Source organism: Bacillus thuringiensis, assembly GCF_001595725.1.
Lineage (GTDB): Bacteria > Bacillota > Bacilli > Bacillales > Bacillaceae_G > Bacillus_A > Bacillus_A thuringiensis_K.
The window spans coordinates 922,201-937,382 of the sequence record NZ_CP014282.1; the positions used below are offsets into that span (position 1 = coordinate 922,201).

Sequence of the window (15,182 nt, forward strand, 5' to 3'; positions counted from 1 at the left end):
AGCATCTGAAAAATTCTCATTAAAAAAGAAAATTTAAGTGAAGAGAATGAAAATAATATAAACTCATATTTTCTATATAAAATTTCATTTCATTTGTTTTGTTTACATAATATCTTTACAATCATTTGATAAAATAAAGTCAACTGCATATTGTGAGGGTGGGTGGTTATCCCTTCTTTCCATTTGGAAGGAAAGGGGGTGATAATATGGAGTTTTTGTTTGACCTTGTAAAAGAATTTGTAAAAGCGACCGTACGTGAAGTTTCAGCGTATTTTTTGCGGAAGCAACTTCTGGGTAAGGACAACAAAAAACCCACTCCGCGCCGTAGGAAGCAAAAGGGTGGGTTTCGTAAAAAATAGTAACGTATAATAACCACCACCCTATACGGTAGCAGTTAGGGAAGAGATGTTAGCGCATCTCTTCTTTTTATTATATGCCAATTTATTCGCTGTCACACTTATATAGTATTCTACGGAAAATATATCATATTCCTATTTTGTGGTCAATTTGATTGCATGATTGAAAAGGTGTAGTTTTATTCCTCTTCAAACTGAAAAATATCCCGGTTAATGAGTTGGTGAAGATACCTATCCATTTCAGCAGCAGAAACTTTTCTTTCATTTTTAAACCACCATGCGCTTAATGAGGTGATTGCCCCTGAATAAAATTCAATGATTAAATCATTTGGCATCGTATGATTTTTGCGCAGTTGATGTAACGCTTCTATTTCTTGTTTTCTCGTTTCGTGACTTAAATACTGTGTCCGGTTAATGAATTGTTCATCAGACATTTGCGTTTCTAATATTTTACCGATTTCTTCATGGTGTAGAAATTGTTCCATTACTTGAAATGGTTTACTTAATCGATCTGAAACTGGTATTTCAACAATCATCTTGCTGTATCGTTTAAATCCAAATGCTAATAAAGCATCTTTATCTTCGAAGTGTTTATAAAAGGTTGTTCGGTGTACCATCGCGCGGTCACATATTTGGTTAATCGTGATCGTACTATATTTCTGTTTTGATTGCGTCATTAATTCAAATAAGGAATCCCATAGTAATTTATGTGTACGTCTAATACGTAAATCAAGTTGTTTTTCATTATCATTCATCTACACTTCTCCTTTTTTGTAGATTAAATATACAGTGGCTGAAAATTGATTCTCCCTTTTTAATCTACATATGTATATTATATTACATGTGTTCAGGTATATTTAAAGTTTTTTAAGTAAGAAACAGGAGGAGAATCTGTAAATGAATATGACAACTAAGAGCCCTGTAAGTGGCAAAGTTGATACTTCTAATATGAAACATACCCCCATTTTAATTGCATTACTTTTAGGGGCAATGGTTGCGTTATTAAACGAAACGTTACTTGGTAATGCGTTAACCGTATTAATGAAAGAATTTGGTGTAACAGCTTCAACAATTCAATGGCTTTCTACAGCTTACATGTTAGTAGTTGGTGTTTTAGTCCCAATTACAGCGTTACTTCAACAATGGCTCACAACGAGGCAAATGTTTTTAATCGCTATGGTAACGTTTTTAGCTGGTACATTAATTGCGGGATTTGCGCCGACATTTTCCGTTTTATTAGTCGGCCGTATCGTCCAAGCTGTAGCGACGGGATTAATTACACCGTTATTAATGAATACGATTTTAATTATTTGTCCGCCTGAAAAACGTGGTGCAACAATGGGATTAATCGCACTTGTAATGATGGCAGCTCCAGCAATTGGTCCTACATTATCCGGAGTAATCCTAGACTCACTAAATTGGCGCTGGTTATTCTATATTGTTATTCCTGTCGTGATCATTTCAATAATAATTGGGATGAAGTACATTCAAAATGTTTCAGAGTTAACAAGACCAAAAGTAGATTACCCATCTATCCTTTTATCGACATTAGGATTTGGCGGACTTGTGTATAGCTTTAGTGCATCAGGTGACTTAGGATGGTCCGATGCAAAAGTGTATGGCACTTTACTTGTTGGGCTTATCTCATTATGTATTTTTGTCGTTCGACAATTAAAAATTGAGAATCCAATTTTAGAATTACGCGCATTTAAATTTCCGATGTTTGCATTATCAGTTGGATTAATCGTCATTGTGATGATGTCGTTATTTTCAACGATGACTTTATTACCGATGTTCTTGCAAACAGTTTTACTCGTTACAGCTTTTAAATCAGGAATTATCATGCTTCCGGGAAGTATGATTAGCGCTATAATGGGACCAATTGCAGGTAAACTATTTGATAAATTTAGTCCGAAAGTTATTATCGTTCCCGGCATTGTGTTAGTAGGGATTGCAATGTTCTTATTTAAAGGCATTACACCTGACACATCAATGTTACAAATTATTATTATGCACAGCGTATTAATGGTTGGACTCATGTTTGTCATGACAGCACAAACATACGGTTTAAATCAATTAACACCAGATCTATATCCGCACGGAACAGCACTGTTTAATACGCTGCAGCAAGTAGCTGGCGCCATTGGTACGGCTATCTTTATTTCGAAAATGTCTTCAGGAACAACTAGTTATATGGAAAGCTCCGCAAATCCACTGGATCCAGTAGAGAAGTTAAACGGTTTAACATCAGGGTTCCAAGGGGCATTTGCACTTGGGTTAATCTTTATTGTTGTTGCTTTTATCGTATCATTGTTTTTAAAAGAAGAGAAAGAGGGAGTAGCGGCAGCGAGGGTTTTACAGAACGAGAATTAAGGTTTATATAAAAAGACATCTTTCCCTAAAAAAGATGTCTTTTTTATATTTTTTTCGTAACACTTGTTTTTGATGTCTTAATACATAAGAATTGGTATGTAAAATATTTGTATTTTTTGAACATGAATAATTATTGAGAATAACGATGCAAAGCCGTACTAATAACTAAAAGTCCAATAATGAGAGAAAGTGTTCTTATAATAAGTTCTGCCACTAATAGTTCACCAAATGATTTAGTGACATCGTATATAGATCCTGTTATGAGAATAGGTGCGATCATAATTATAATTCCAATTATTATTTGAAGAAGTAGATTGATGTTTTTATTCAAGACAATCACCTCCAAAAAAATAGGGAATGAGAATATGGTTTTTTTTGTATTATAAAATGATTATATCGTATTACATTAGACGATGAGAATATTTTTAAATAGTAGAAATTAGAGACTCTTCAATAAAAAGGAATTAAATATGGTATTCTTTAGTTAATGTATGTAAACGAAGACGGGGGAAGTGAAGATGGATAAGAAGCTAAAGTATTGGCTAGCATCTATTATAGGGGGAGTAGTACTTGCAACTGGTATGACTTATGGAATATTACAGTTTGCTGAAGTCCCGCTTAAGAGTGAGGACCATGTTTTTGCAGAGGTTAATAAAGAAGACATACTATCGAATGAAGCAGAAGTGAAAGGTTCAAATGCACAACTTCACATTACAGTAACTTCTACTGAAGAAGAAGTTATTTCAGCTATGCATAGCATGACTCATCAAAAAGTAAAAGCGTGTGAAGGAAAGGGAGCAACCCCTATGTCCAAAAAGAATGCAGAGAAAGTAAGAAATATTCTAAACGGGAACAATTTCAAGAACAAAGAAGAGCTATTAGCAATTACTGAAAGATGGGCAAATAGAGATTTTAGTAAAATTGTAGAAGAACATAACTATTTTATTAAACTTCAAGGTGGCGTGATAGGTGAAGCTACAGTGATGGATAAGGTAGACGAGCAAGTATTCTGTCTCAATACTTTCGGTGATGATGTAACGGCCGCATTAATTAAATCAGGAGATCTTCAAGCGCTGTAAGGTGTTTTTTCTCTGATATAAAGAAAGCCTCAAGTATTCATTGAAGTGACCCCCGAAAGTTAGACAGGTCGTTTCATTAGGCAGCCTCTAGGGTATGAGCCCGGTATTGTACTGGGCTCATACCCTTTAATTTTGCCTTAATTCTTTTATGATTATAGTATTCTATATACTTTGCTAACTCTTGTTTGAAATGTGTTATACTTTCAAATTCTTTTCGATACAGAAATTCTGATTTCATGATACCGAAGAAATTTTCAATAACGGCATTGTCATAACAGTTTCCTTTGCGAGACATACTTTGAGTTATGCCACAATTCTTAAGAGAATGACGGTATTGTTTCATTTGATAGTGCCAACCTTGACCAGAGTGAATGAGGAGTTTATCCGGATCGGTTACACAATAAAGGGCTTGGTCCAACATCGTTGAAACAAGGGAATAGGTCGGTCTGGAACTAATTGTATACGTGATAATTTCACCATTAAATAAATCCAACATTGGTGATAGGTATAACTTCTCCCCAAATAACTTAAACTCCGTAATATCTGTAACCCACTTTTCATTTGGTTTTTCAGCTTGGAAGTTGCGATTTAAAATATTTGGCGCAATTTTCCCAACTGTCCCTTTGTAAGAGCGATATTTTTTCATACGAACCAGACATTTTAACCCTAATTCTTTCATAAGGCGATATACTTTTTTATGATTTACTTTGTGTCCACGATTCATAAGTTCATCACGAATACGACGATAACCATAACACCCATCGTGTTCATTATAAATAGCTTGAATCAGTTCTTTTACCTCCGTATTTGGATCAGGACGATTAAAATGTTTCATCCAGTAATAGTACGTACTACGTGGAATGTTTGCGAGTTGAAGTAACTCCTTGATAGGAAATTCATGCCTTAACTCGTAGATTACTTGCGCTTTGTCTTGTTTGGTGATTTTTCTTTGTTTTGAACTAAGGCATTCAACTTTTTAAATATGAATTTTCCATACGTAACGCTCATTTTCCGCTTGTAAGGCTTCGATTGATCCTTCATCTACTGGTTTTATTTTTTTATCTTTCATGGTTGGACGCCCCTTTTTCTTTGATTGTAGGGCATCCAATCCTCCTTTCATAAGCTATTTTCCATTTCCGAAGTGTTTCATAAGACGGTATTGAAAAGTGCCGCTGTTTCTCTGATAGATGTCCCGTGTTCATTCATATAATAAAGTACATCTAGTTTATACTGGGCTGGGTAGAATGTATAGCACTTTTCAAAGGCCTTTTCACCTGAAGACTCATATCGTCTAATCCACTCACGAAGTACGCTAGGGTTAACTCCTATAGATTTAGCAATTGTTTTTCCACTTTCTGTACCATCTAAATATCGTTTCACCGCTTGGATTTTTTCTTTTGAAGAAAATTTAACCATAAAAAATGCACCTCCAATTGTTAGACTGTGTCTAACAATTGGGGTGCACTTCAGAAAATAGGTGGGCTTTTTAATGCAGAAAAAAAGACACCCAAAGGTGTCTTCTGACTTGAATTAATATTTCAGACCGGACGGTTCGGTCTGAAATAGAGTTAAGATATTAACAAATTAATTTTCTTAATATTCACCTGTAGCATATTCTCTCTTATTCTTTTAGTTAAAAATAATAAATAGCAATCACTGCTAGCGAATTATTAATCATGTGCATTATAATTCCCACATATAAACGCCCGGTTAATTTATAAGTACAACCTAAACCAATTCCTAAAAGGAAATATGGAATTGTTTCTAAAGAAAGAAGACTAACATGCATACCTGCAAAAATAGCTGAAGAAACAAGTACACCTAACCAGGAATTTTTAAAAATTCCATGCTGTATAACACCACGATAGACAAATTCTTCACCAATGGGTGCTACTAGAGCAATAGAAAATGCGAAGACTAAAATAGGTAACGTTACTTGGCTTTCTAATTCAACTTGATTAGATGACTGAAAACTTATAAAGTCTGCTAGTAACAGCGGTAGGGATTTACATACTACAGTTAGTACTAGACCTAAAAGTAAGCTTTTTGGCAAACTCATCGTAAAATTATTTTGATTTGTAAAAGGCTCTTTAGATCTATGATAATAAAAATAAATTATTAGAACAACTAACAAATCAATTGCGTCAAACGAAATGCTCATCCCGCCAAACTGTTCATCACTAATGAAATAAACTAGTGCGATAAGTTGCTTTAAAATCATATAAAACACAAAAATCCCTAACGATATTGCCGACATTTTATTGAATCGACATTGTTTTTTTAATATACCAAACACAAAAAATCCTCCTTGAAATAATTTTAATTCGTAGAACATGATAACAAAGTCTAACTTCTTTTGCACTAATTATATAATAAAAATACAATTTAAGTATATCTAAATTATATAATATCAACTTAGAAATATTTGAATAAATGGTAATAGGGGTTACCATTTACTACACCTACGGAAATAGGCGTGCTTTCTATTCATAAAGAAAAGACACCCTAAGGAGCCTTCCTCCGACTTGAACCGCTTTAATTTTAATAATATGTATTGGAATCCCTTCAAAATAGTATTTTACTACGTTAATTAATATTGATCATTGAGAAAAAATAAAAGCACTCTTTCGAGTGCCTATTTTATTCAGATACAGTAGCTTTATCTTTACGGAAGATACCCATTAATCTTCCGATATCAGTAACAGTCATTATTAATGAAGTTTTATTAATGAATTTAACCAGTATTTTTATGTGAATCAGCACATGTGAGTGGATTTGATTTTGGAAAAAAGAAAGGGACACTCTATATTCAGTTAGATATGGAAGAACTCATGAATCAATTGTCCCCTGTTCAAACAACGGAGATTTCAGAGGCACACATTGGACAGTATCAAAAATTCCCAGCTCGTGTTATTATTCATCGATTAACAAAAGAACAAACAGAGAAAAGGTTAAAGGAACAAGCAAAAAAAGAAAAGAAGAAAGGTATTACCTACAAAGAACGAAGTAAACGGTTGAGTGGGATCAACGTGTATATTATGAGTCTTTCTACAGAAAATGTTCCAACGGAACATATCCATGACTTGTATTCATTACGCTGGCAAATTGAAATTTTGTTCAAAATATGGAAATCTTTTTTTAAAATTGACAGGTGCAAAGAAATTAAGAAAGAACGCTTAGAATGCCATTTATATGGGCAACTCATTAGTATTTTACTCTGTTCATCAACGATGTTTAAAATGCGTCAGTTACTCTTGGATAAGAAAAAGAAAGAGTTAAGTGAATACAAATCCATCTATATGATAAAGAATTATTATCAATTGTTTTATGAGGGACTACAAAAGAGCATTCATGAATTATTAAAAGTTTTGCTGCGTTTGTTTTACCTTTTAGAGAAAAACGGGAGAAAATCTCATCGGTATGAAAAGAAAACCGTTTTTGATATTTTAGGTGTTGTGTATGATTATATGTTGTCAAAAAGTTTCAAGGTTGCATAATATTTTTTAAAATGCCTAGTTAATAGGTTTATTTGTTATGCCTACCTTTAGAACAGTCGTAGAAATTTAAAGGAATAATCCTCACATATAACCTCTTAGCGCCCTAAGGTTGATAGCAAAAGGTTTTTATACAAAATAACATCAAAAAATACGTCTTGAACAAGTATGAAAAAAGAAAGCTGAAGGGCAAGTAATCCTTTTGGAATCTTTTTAAGAGAAAATGATACAATGAAGATAATATTGGGGAATTATGGGGATGATTACGTTGCTTACTTTGATAAAATTTGTAGTTAGTTATGCTGCAAGTCTGTTTGCTTTTATTTTTGGATGGTTCTTAATTTCATATATTTTTAATCCTAGCTTTATTCACCCGGACGTTTTACATGGATTCATAAAAACTATCGTCACTTATGGTAGTATACCAGCTCTTATAGCTTGTCTAATTGGGGAAGTCTTATATAGGAAAATTAAACGATGTAGAGAGTTTCAATTTGGAATTCCTTTATTTATAGGACTAGCAGTTATCTATACACTTATACCATTTCTTTTTCTTTTTACTTTTACTTTTTCACATTTCTTTGACTTCGGTGCACCTGTTATTATGGGTTCCTTAGCGTTTTATTTAGTACGTAGAAAAATATAATTCTCGTTTTGGTGCATTATAATAGCTATCTCTGAATCACTAGTTTCCAAAAGCCTTCACGCAATAATGATTGCATGAAGGCTTTTGATGTTTTCTTATTTTTTTGTCTCGTTAACCCATGTAATAATGTCCTGGATGACGTATTCGGGAACGTTAGCAGGGATTTCGTATTCACTAGGGAGGCTTAATTCCCCGTCACCCTCCGTGAAGAAATGATTCAATTTCGGATATTTTTTGAACTGAACATTCCCGCGGTTTGAAAGTCCTTTCTGCCATTTTGTATATTCATCTTTTACTGTTACTTGATAATCACGTGCTCCTTGCAGAATGAGTAAAGGCTCTTTTCGTGATTTTGCCTCTTCAACTGGACGCCACCTAGAAACATCATACATAAAATGAGGTGACCCAAAATTGTAGCCAGCTGGAGGATGGTCAGGATTGAAAGTAGAATCCTGAATAAAAGCGACCTGCCTTTTTAGTTCATCGATTTCTTCCTTTGACGCCCCAAGGTATTGAGAATGATCAATAGCAATGTCAGTCAAAGGGCGTGCAGGTGGTGCGAGTAAGATGCTTCCTCGGACAAGTGTGGAAGGTGCTTTGCTTAGTATACGTGGCATTGTGCCAGCTCCTAGGCTATGTCCAAGAATGAAAATATTATTTGGATCAATGCCTTCCTGCTGCGCTGCTGATTTTGCTGCAAATATAGCATCATCTGTAGTATCACGGTCTAACGTAACAGGTTCTGTACTCATCTTTAATGCATGTTCTAAGGTGCGTTTTTCATAGCGCAACACTGCAATTCCGTTGGATGAAAGGCCCACCGCAATGTCTCGTAAGATTTTTGTTCCCATATATGTGCTATCGCGATCATGGATGCCAGCACCATGAACAAGAACAACTACGGGTAGTTTTTCACCACGCTTATGTTTCGGAACTGTTAATATCGCTGGTAACGGATAGGTAGAATTTCCAATGACGATTTCACGTTCTTGATAGGAGTCAGGTTGATCATAGCTAGGATGCGGGATGGTATAAGATTCCTCGGGTGGCCTTTCTCCAATTTCATCTACTTTCCCGCCAGGTGTGAATTTAAGGAGTAGCGGTATGGTAGTTCCTTCGGTATCTGCTGGAATTTCCACCGTCTGATGGACCAAGTTTCTTTCTTTTATCACGGGGGTTCCCATACTTTTTATCCCGCTCCAGCCACTTTGTGTTCACCAGTTTTGTAATGTGGTTGCTGTAAACTTGGATTGAAAAGCAGCAGACGTCAACTGTAGTGCCTCTGCATACTTACCTTTCTGGAGATATTCAAAAAATAATGATGTACGCTCCGTTAAAGAGACTAGTTTCTTTTCAGCAGATTGTTCCTCATGTGTATCTGCGTGAATAGTTGTTGTAAGCGGGAAAGATGAAACGCCTAAAGAAAAGAGTAGGGTAAAGGTAAGGACTGATTTTTGTATTTTCTTTTTTTTATTCATGTTTTAACCTCCAATATGTGCTGGTAAAAAACAAGTACGGTAATTAGAATTCTGGTACAAAAACCTCAAAATATTTACAATTAATCTCCAAAACTTGGACACATTTATATTATTACTCTAAACAAACGTAGATTTCTCCTTTTCCACATGCATATAAACTTCAGAAATAATCTTTCTTCCTTCACTTTATATTTTGATTATACGAAGCAAAGTTCTCGTTTTTCTTACTTGATACTTACAAATTCCTTAAGTAGAGGATATTTTAAAAATGGATTTGTAGCGGTACTCCTATGTTAAGAGATAGCTTAAGGACCGAGGATTTTATTGTTTTTATAAAGAGTTGATGTTATGTTTGTTTTGTAATATATGGTGTTTTATGTATGTAGGAGGATTTATTGAAGAAATTATTAATATTGTTTTTATTAGCTACATTTTGTCTACAGATTACAGGATGTTCTAATAATATGGGTGCACTAAGGGAGAAGTCTAAAACTTCAACACTTGTGAAGTTTAAACGCATCAATAAAGGGTGGTACAAACATATGTAATAATTTGTATCACCCTTTGTTGATGTTAGAAGTCATAAGGAAAAGGTTGATAGTTAGATACTTTTCATAAAGAAAAGACACCCATATAAGAGTGTCCTTTCTAATAGTTTTTTAGCAGAAGCAACTGCATCCGATAATGATTAATAGTATAAAGAGTACAACAAGCAAAGCAAATCCTCCAGCAAAACCACAGCCTTCTCCGCAACTACCACCATAGCCCATAATAGTTCCTCCTTTAGGTAAGAGGATTAAAACTAAGGGCCATTCATGTATTTTAACGGGTTCACTTTACTTTATGTTTTTAAGAATGAATGGAGTAGGTCCTTTTTTATTTTATCGAAAGTAAACTTTTAGCCAGCAGTTTATTTTCATACTATTAATTTTTATACGTATTTGGTGAAAAATCAAGGAGCTGCAAAAAAATACTATACCGAAAGTTCGGTATAGTAACGTGCATATAAAAGATCCCACTTTGCTATATCCCAAAAAGAGTCATAAAAATCTATGTTTTTTTAATTCAGTTGCAAACTACAAAACTTCTTTTTAAAGAAATGTATGTACATACAAATTATATTTTATTCCATAACTCTCTAACTTTTGTTCATGGTAGTCTGATATTGAAAAAATATAATATTTGGTACGACATCACTTTGTTTTTTTATAAAGTTTTGTAATTAAACTATAATATTGTATTTTTTTTGTATTATTGAAATTAGTAATAATAAAATGTATTATTGAAAAGCACAATTTATAATTCAAGTAATCAGGACTATGCGCCCATTATAATTTGAACATTCAGAAATTATAATATTGTCTAAAAATGAGGTGAGATTCATAGAAACAGTACATATTAAATGGTATGGAATGTATAGTATAAATGATTTTTATAATAGGGAAGAAGCTTCTAAGAAGGGGATATTTGCAATCTCTAGAGTATGTGCTAAGAGTGTAACATTGCTATATATAGGACAAACCAAAAGAAGCTTTATACAAAAGATAAGGGAACTTAATAAGGAGTGGCCTTTCGATGAGAGCGAATTAAAGATTACATTAGGAATAATAGAATTTCCTAGTGGTGAAATTTACTCTGAAAAGAAGGTAAAAGAGATAAAATCCCTTTTGATTTTACGACATACCCCATTAGAAAACGAAACATCTTTATTATACTATAGAGGGAAATTTAATTTAAAAATTATAAATAAGGGAAGAAGAGGTTTAATTGTTAAAAAGCTTTCTACAGGAGATCTAATATGGACATAATTGGAATCACCTTTGAATAAAATTGAAGGTTTCTTAAGTGCAGAAGCTTATCAATTTTTAATGTATTAAACTATTTTGAATAACATATGTCAGATACTTGAAAAAACACAAATTTTATTATGATATGAAATCCTGTATGGAAAGTGTAGTTTATTTCTATTGTTTAATAAAAATATTAAGAATTTTAGGGATAATACATAAAGAGTAGAGGAGAAAGTAAACACGGAGGTTTGAAGAATGGGACAAGTAAGCAGATTTCAAGAAAAACAACAGAATCGTCGTCAAAAGGCAATTTTTAATATTGCATTTACTTTGGTATTAGTGACAGTTGGTATAGTGACATACCAGTTATTTACCGCTTCTAATACATCAAAGAAAGCAATTGCTCAAGAAAAGAAAGTAACAAAGATAGAAGAGAAGAAAACTGAAGATAAAGAAACAGCAAAGATAGAAGAGAAGAAAACTGAAGATAAAGAAACAGCAAAGATAGAAGAGAAGAAAGCTGAAGATAAAGAAACAGCAAAGATAGAAGAGAAGAAAACTGAAGATAAAGAAACAGCAAAGATAGAAGAGAAGAAAGCTGAAGATAAAGAGGCAGCACAGCTAGAAGAGAAATCAAAAACAGAAAAATCGGTAAAAACGAACGGAACTGAAAATAATGAGGAAGAAAAAACGACATCTCAAGAAAAGGGTTCTCAAACTAATCCTTCTTGGAAGCCAATTGGTACCGAGCAAGGAGCAAAACCTGAAATGAAATTTAAAGAAGGAACAGTAGATTGGAGTGAGATGAAAAAAGCAATTTCTTATGCTGTTGATGTTCCAGAGAGCCAATTGATTTTCGATTTTATTGGGAATAATGGTAATAATAAAGCCTACGGTAATGTACGAGATAAGCAAAATAATAAAAAATATAAGGTTAATATTGATTGGGTAGAAAATCAGGGGTGGAAACCAGTATCTGTACAAGTGGTAAGATAAATAATAGAAATGTAATGATGTAAATCAGCTGTCCATATGGACAGCTGATTATTTTTTTGCTTAGCGTATTTTTTTGAAAATGCTGGTAGTACCTCGTTGAGAAACATGAATTAAATCTATATTTTGTTTTATTTACCTCACTACTTTATCCATAATTTCTTTATATTTATAATAGTAATTAGTTTCAAATAAATAGTTGTACGGAAGAAAATGTTCCTTGTAAGTAGTAAGCATCCTTTATAATTTTAATTTATAATTATTTATAAAAAAGAAAAGACACCCTAAGGTGCCTTCCTTCGACTTGAACCATCTTAATTTTAATAATATATTGGACTCCCATCCAAATATTATTTTACCATGTTAAATTGTTTTATTCATTGAGAAATATAGTTTCATTTTATATTTAAAAGAATTCTATAGGCTAGAACCAGCTATTAATTAGGGGAAACTGACATGTTAAGCTAATATTATAATACTTCTAGAACGGAAATTTTGAGCAATATGTATACGAGCCACATATTAAAAAAAGACACTCTCAAGAGTGCCTCTCCTTAGCAGCCGAATCCGCCGCCCCAACAGCTAGCGCCAACGATGATTAATAAGATGAAGAGCACAACAAGTAAGGCAAATCCGCCACCGAAACCACAGCCTCCACCACAACTACCGCCATAGCCCATATTAACTCCTCCTTCCATAAAGACCATTTATTAATGGATTTAATTTACTTTATGTTTTTAAGGATGAATGGAGCAGGTCCTTAAAAAAATAAAAGGATTTTGGAAGTTAAAAAGAGTTGACGACCTTATTTTTGTCACCGGTATTTCGTCTGCTACATATTGTATTTTATTCTGTGTATTGGGGGGAGGAGGATCTTATGGCTAATTCTGAGATGATTTTACGTTTACTTACGGATTTAAAGATTGAACAACAATTGTTGAAAGAACAGTTAGAGAAAATGCAAACAGCTGTGACTATTCTTGAAGAAAAATCAGTGACGCTTAAAGAAAAACCAGCGACTCTTAAAGAAAAAACAATGACTCCTGAAGAAAAACCATCTGTTACAAAGCAAAGAGCTTTTTCTGGACGCCCAACATCTTTTCGTGATTGGAGAGCAGCTGCTCAAAAAAATTCATAAAACTATAAAAAAAGAAGACATCAATTAAGCTGTCTTCTTTTCTTATCCAATCCAAATGAGTTAAGAAGGTATATCCATATTGCTTTAAAAATAAGAAGAAAATAACGATTGTCGACTCCTATTTTAGTATAGCGTATAATAATCTATATATTTATGTAATTTTACATAAATATATAGATTATATAATGTTAAGCATATATATTTTAGTTGTCTGTTATTTGTTTTAATTCATTTATTCTTATTATTTTTTAAGAGCCCCAGTAATGGGGCCTTTTTATAATTGTGTTAAAGTAGAAACCCCTCAAGCATAAGGAGGGGTTACATAACTAGGAAAATAGTTATTTGTGTTTAATGAGAGGAAGTTCAGGGTGTTGTTTCTGAATTTCTTCTAAATGATTTTCGCTTTTTCCTTTTAAAGTTTGATCGAAAAAGTTAGTTACTAGTTTATTAATCAGTTTGTAGTTTGTGGCTACATCTTCGCCAGGTTCATTAATAATAGGTGAAAATGCTGCTAAATCTGTAAAACTAGTATGGTTTGTTTTTGGAATTACCACTGTGTACACGCCCGGTTTTTCAATAGTTTTATTTCTCAAATAGACTATTTCCAATAATTCATTTTGGATTCCGGTTGTCTTTGGATTCTCAGCCTCTTTCATAAAATGAATCGTAGCTTCAGCATTCATCAACATGAATGGTTTTTGAGGACCGTCTTTAGGCATTGGATCGCCATACAATCCACCATCCATATTAATTGCAGCTTTAATACGCGTATCCTTCACTAACATTTGTGCGGCAGTTGCTCCACCAAAAGAGTGACCGAACATTCCAATTTTGTCATAGTCAATTAAGTCTGCAATAGTTTTAAAACTTTTATCGAAATTGCCTTCTATTACTTCATTTAAAACAAAAGTAGTATCCTGTTCCCATTTTTGAACTATGGTATTTAAGGCGGTAGGTGTATATTCAATTGGTATAGAGTCTACACGGTTTCCATTAGGGAAAATCGTTGTTGCTGCATATCCTGTAAAATTAAGAGCGATTACTACATAGCCTTGACTAGCTAATTCCTCTAACTGGAATGTATTTTGTTGACCGTATAATCCCATCCCATGGCCGAATAAAAGGAGGGGGAATTTTTCTTTATCTTGAAGTGGCTTAGCATTCTGATAAGAATGTGTTTTTGTCAGCCCTAAATGTGTCGTTACGATATATGGAGTACCGTTTGTTACTGCCAATTGTTCAGCCAGCTCGTTTATGTTCTCAAAATAGGCAGAAGGCTTCCCTGATCCTTTTGCGGCAGGATAGTATACTTGTATCATTAACTCACGATTTCCATGATTATTTGGTACAGTGGTTTCTTTTCGATTTGTATCAATTAAATGAAAAGCTTTCGTTCCTACTGTATATTTTCCAGTAGGCTCTGGGAGTGTTATGATCGGAAAAAGTAAAGGTAATGTAAACATTGCGATAGCAGTTACGATAATTCCTAAACCTTTTAAAACTTTCATCACTAACTTTTTAGAAACGGCTGTAGTTTTTGGTTTCAAAAAAACTTGTAATGTTAAAACGAACAATAAGAAATAGGCGGGAATCATACGCCAGTTTGCACCAATTACAATGATGGTGGCAAATAATAATGCATAATTTATTAGTAAAAGGACTCCATTTTTTTTCGTCAAACCCCGTTTGATAAAGATGGGAATGATACTAGATAAAAGTAATACAGCAACAAAAATGATTTCTAACATTTTTAGCTCCTTTCCTAATCAATATAGATATAGATTGATAATTTACAACCTTCCCAATTATATAACTATAATTGATGATTGTATGCA

The 15,182-nt window shown here is 33.5% G+C and carries 14 protein-coding genes and 3 pseudogenes; 9 read left to right on the forward strand and 8 right to left on the reverse strand.

Annotated features, from left to right (window positions below; all coding sequences use genetic code 11):
- Positions 1–206 precede the first annotated feature (206 nt).
- A complete protein-coding gene (locus AXW78_RS34235) occupies positions 207–359 on the forward strand; it encodes a hypothetical protein (protein ID WP_000394757.1) in 153 nt (50 codons plus the stop codon).
- A 176-nt stretch (positions 360–535) separates the two neighbouring features.
- On the opposite strand, the gene AXW78_RS04670 is transcribed toward AXW78_RS34235, so the two are convergent.
- A complete protein-coding gene (locus AXW78_RS04670; RefSeq protein ID WP_000999312.1) occupies positions 536–1,111 on the reverse strand; it encodes a TetR/AcrR family transcriptional regulator in 576 nt (191 codons plus the stop codon).
- A gap of 142 nt (positions 1,112–1,253) precedes the next feature.
- Here AXW78_RS04670 and AXW78_RS04675 point away from each other — a divergent pair, with 142 nt between their 5' ends.
- On the forward strand, positions 1,254–2,729 hold the full coding sequence (locus AXW78_RS04675) for an MDR family MFS transporter (RefSeq protein ID WP_061883843.1): 1,476 nt from the start codon (positions 1,254–1,256) through the stop codon (positions 2,727–2,729).
- Positions 2,730–2,859: 130 nt separating this feature from the next.
- On the opposite strand, the gene AXW78_RS34240 is transcribed toward AXW78_RS04675, so the two are convergent.
- Complete coding sequence (locus AXW78_RS34240; RefSeq protein ID WP_001038824.1) at positions 2,860–3,060, reverse strand: hypothetical protein; 201 nt, start codon at positions 3,058–3,060, stop codon at positions 2,860–2,862.
- Positions 3,061–3,247: 187 nt separating this feature from the next.
- On the opposite strand from AXW78_RS34240, the gene AXW78_RS04685 reads away from it, so the two are divergent.
- On the forward strand, positions 3,248–3,808 hold the full coding sequence (locus tag AXW78_RS04685; protein ID WP_000358641.1) for a PRK06770 family protein: 561 nt from the start codon (positions 3,248–3,250) through the stop codon (positions 3,806–3,808).
- Positions 3,809–3,884: 76 nt separating this feature from the next.
- On the opposite strand, the pseudogene AXW78_RS31645 reads toward AXW78_RS04685, so the two are convergent.
- Positions 3,885–5,224, reverse strand: a pseudogene (locus tag AXW78_RS31645) (IS3 family transposase).
- A 217-nt stretch (positions 5,225–5,441) separates the two neighbouring features.
- A complete protein-coding gene (locus AXW78_RS04700) occupies positions 5,442–6,104 on the reverse strand; it encodes a CPBP family intramembrane glutamic endopeptidase (RefSeq protein ID WP_180986086.1) in 663 nt (220 codons plus the stop codon).
- 493 nt (positions 6,105–6,597) lie between these two features.
- On the opposite strand from AXW78_RS04700, the pseudogene AXW78_RS04705 reads away from it, so the two are divergent.
- A pseudogene (locus AXW78_RS04705) lies at positions 6,598–7,305 on the forward strand (transposase); the annotation flags it as partial.
- 256 nt (positions 7,306–7,561) lie between these two features.
- Positions 7,562–7,948, forward strand: coding sequence for a hypothetical protein (locus AXW78_RS04710; protein WP_061883846.1), 387 nt, complete (start codon positions 7,562–7,564; stop codon positions 7,946–7,948).
- A 95-nt stretch (positions 7,949–8,043) separates the two neighbouring features.
- On the opposite strand, the pseudogene AXW78_RS04715 reads toward AXW78_RS04710, so the two are convergent.
- A pseudogene (locus AXW78_RS04715) lies at positions 8,044–9,426 on the reverse strand (alpha/beta hydrolase family protein).
- Positions 9,427–9,821: 395 nt separating this feature from the next.
- Here AXW78_RS04715 and AXW78_RS34245 point away from each other — a divergent pair.
- Positions 9,822–9,974 carry a hypothetical protein gene (locus AXW78_RS34245; protein ID WP_000734746.1) on the forward strand — a complete coding sequence of 51 codons (153 nt, stop codon included), beginning with the start codon at positions 9,822–9,824 and terminating at the stop codon, positions 9,972–9,974.
- Between the two features lie 111 nt (positions 9,975–10,085).
- On the opposite strand, the gene AXW78_RS31655 is transcribed toward AXW78_RS34245, so the two are convergent.
- The gene (locus tag AXW78_RS31655) at positions 10,086–10,196 is read right to left on the reverse strand and encodes a YjcZ family sporulation protein (protein ID WP_000540371.1); all 111 of its coding nucleotides are present in this window, start codon (positions 10,194–10,196) and stop codon (positions 10,086–10,088) included.
- Positions 10,197–10,799: 603 nt separating this feature from the next.
- On the opposite strand from AXW78_RS31655, the gene AXW78_RS04725 reads away from it, so the two are divergent.
- Both AXW78_RS04725 and AXW78_RS04730 read left to right on the forward strand, forming a co-directional pair.
- Positions 10,800–11,234, forward strand: a complete 435-nt coding sequence (locus AXW78_RS04725) for a hypothetical protein (RefSeq protein WP_002100802.1) — start codon at positions 10,800–10,802, stop codon at positions 11,232–11,234.
- Positions 11,235–11,471: 237 nt separating this feature from the next.
- Entirely contained in the window at positions 11,472–12,212 is a 741-nt protein-coding gene (locus tag AXW78_RS04730; protein ID WP_061883849.1) for a YrrS family protein, read from the forward strand.
- Between the two features lie 551 nt (positions 12,213–12,763).
- Here AXW78_RS04730 and AXW78_RS04735 read toward each other — a convergent pair.
- Entirely contained in the window at positions 12,764–12,889 is a 126-nt protein-coding gene (locus tag AXW78_RS04735; RefSeq protein WP_000540377.1) for a YjcZ family sporulation protein, read from the reverse strand.
- A gap of 197 nt (positions 12,890–13,086) precedes the next feature.
- Here AXW78_RS04735 and AXW78_RS04740 point away from each other — a divergent pair, with 197 nt between their 5' ends.
- Positions 13,087–13,347 (forward strand): hypothetical protein, encoded by a 261-nt coding sequence (locus tag AXW78_RS04740; protein ID WP_000013691.1) that lies wholly within the window; start codon positions 13,087–13,089, stop codon positions 13,345–13,347.
- Positions 13,348–13,685: 338 nt separating this feature from the next.
- Here AXW78_RS04740 and AXW78_RS04745 read toward each other — a convergent pair whose 3' ends face one another.
- Positions 13,686–15,095 (reverse strand): alpha/beta hydrolase family protein, encoded by a 1,410-nt coding sequence (locus AXW78_RS04745; protein WP_000889699.1) that lies wholly within the window; start codon positions 15,093–15,095, stop codon positions 13,686–13,688.
- Positions 15,096–15,182: the final 87 nt, after the last annotated feature.

Excerpts from the sequence above, each read along its gene's own strand:
- AXW78_RS34235 (WP_000394757.1), top strand. The coding sequence starts at position 207 with ATGGAGTTTTTGTTTGACCTTGTAAAAGAATTTGTAAAAGCGACCGTA.
- AXW78_RS04740 (WP_000013691.1), top strand. The coding sequence starts at position 13,087 with ATGGCTAATTCTGAGATGATTTTACGTTTACTTACGGATTTAAAGATT.
- AXW78_RS04710 (WP_061883846.1), top strand. The coding sequence starts at position 7,562 with ATGATTACGTTGCTTACTTTGATAAAATTTGTAGTTAGTTATGCTGCA.
- AXW78_RS04730 (WP_061883849.1), top strand. The coding sequence starts at position 11,472 with ATGGGACAAGTAAGCAGATTTCAAGAAAAACAACAGAATCGTCGTCAA.
- AXW78_RS04745 (WP_000889699.1), bottom strand. The coding sequence starts at position 15,095 with ATGTTAGAAATCATTTTTGTTGCTGTATTACTTTTATCTAGTATCATT.
- AXW78_RS04735 (WP_000540377.1), bottom strand. The coding sequence starts at position 12,889 with ATGGGCTATGGCGGTAGTTGTGGTGGAGGCTGTGGTTTCGGTGGCGGA.
- AXW78_RS04670 (WP_000999312.1), bottom strand. The coding sequence starts at position 1,111 with ATGAATGATAATGAAAAACAACTTGATTTACGTATTAGACGTACACAT.
- AXW78_RS04675 (WP_061883843.1), top strand. The coding sequence starts at position 1,254 with ATGAATATGACAACTAAGAGCCCTGTAAGTGGCAAAGTTGATACTTCT.
- AXW78_RS31655 (WP_000540371.1), bottom strand. The coding sequence starts at position 10,196 with ATGGGCTATGGTGGTAGTTGCGGAGAAGGCTGTGGTTTTGCTGGAGGA.
- AXW78_RS04685 (WP_000358641.1), top strand. The coding sequence starts at position 3,248 with ATGGATAAGAAGCTAAAGTATTGGCTAGCATCTATTATAGGGGGAGTA.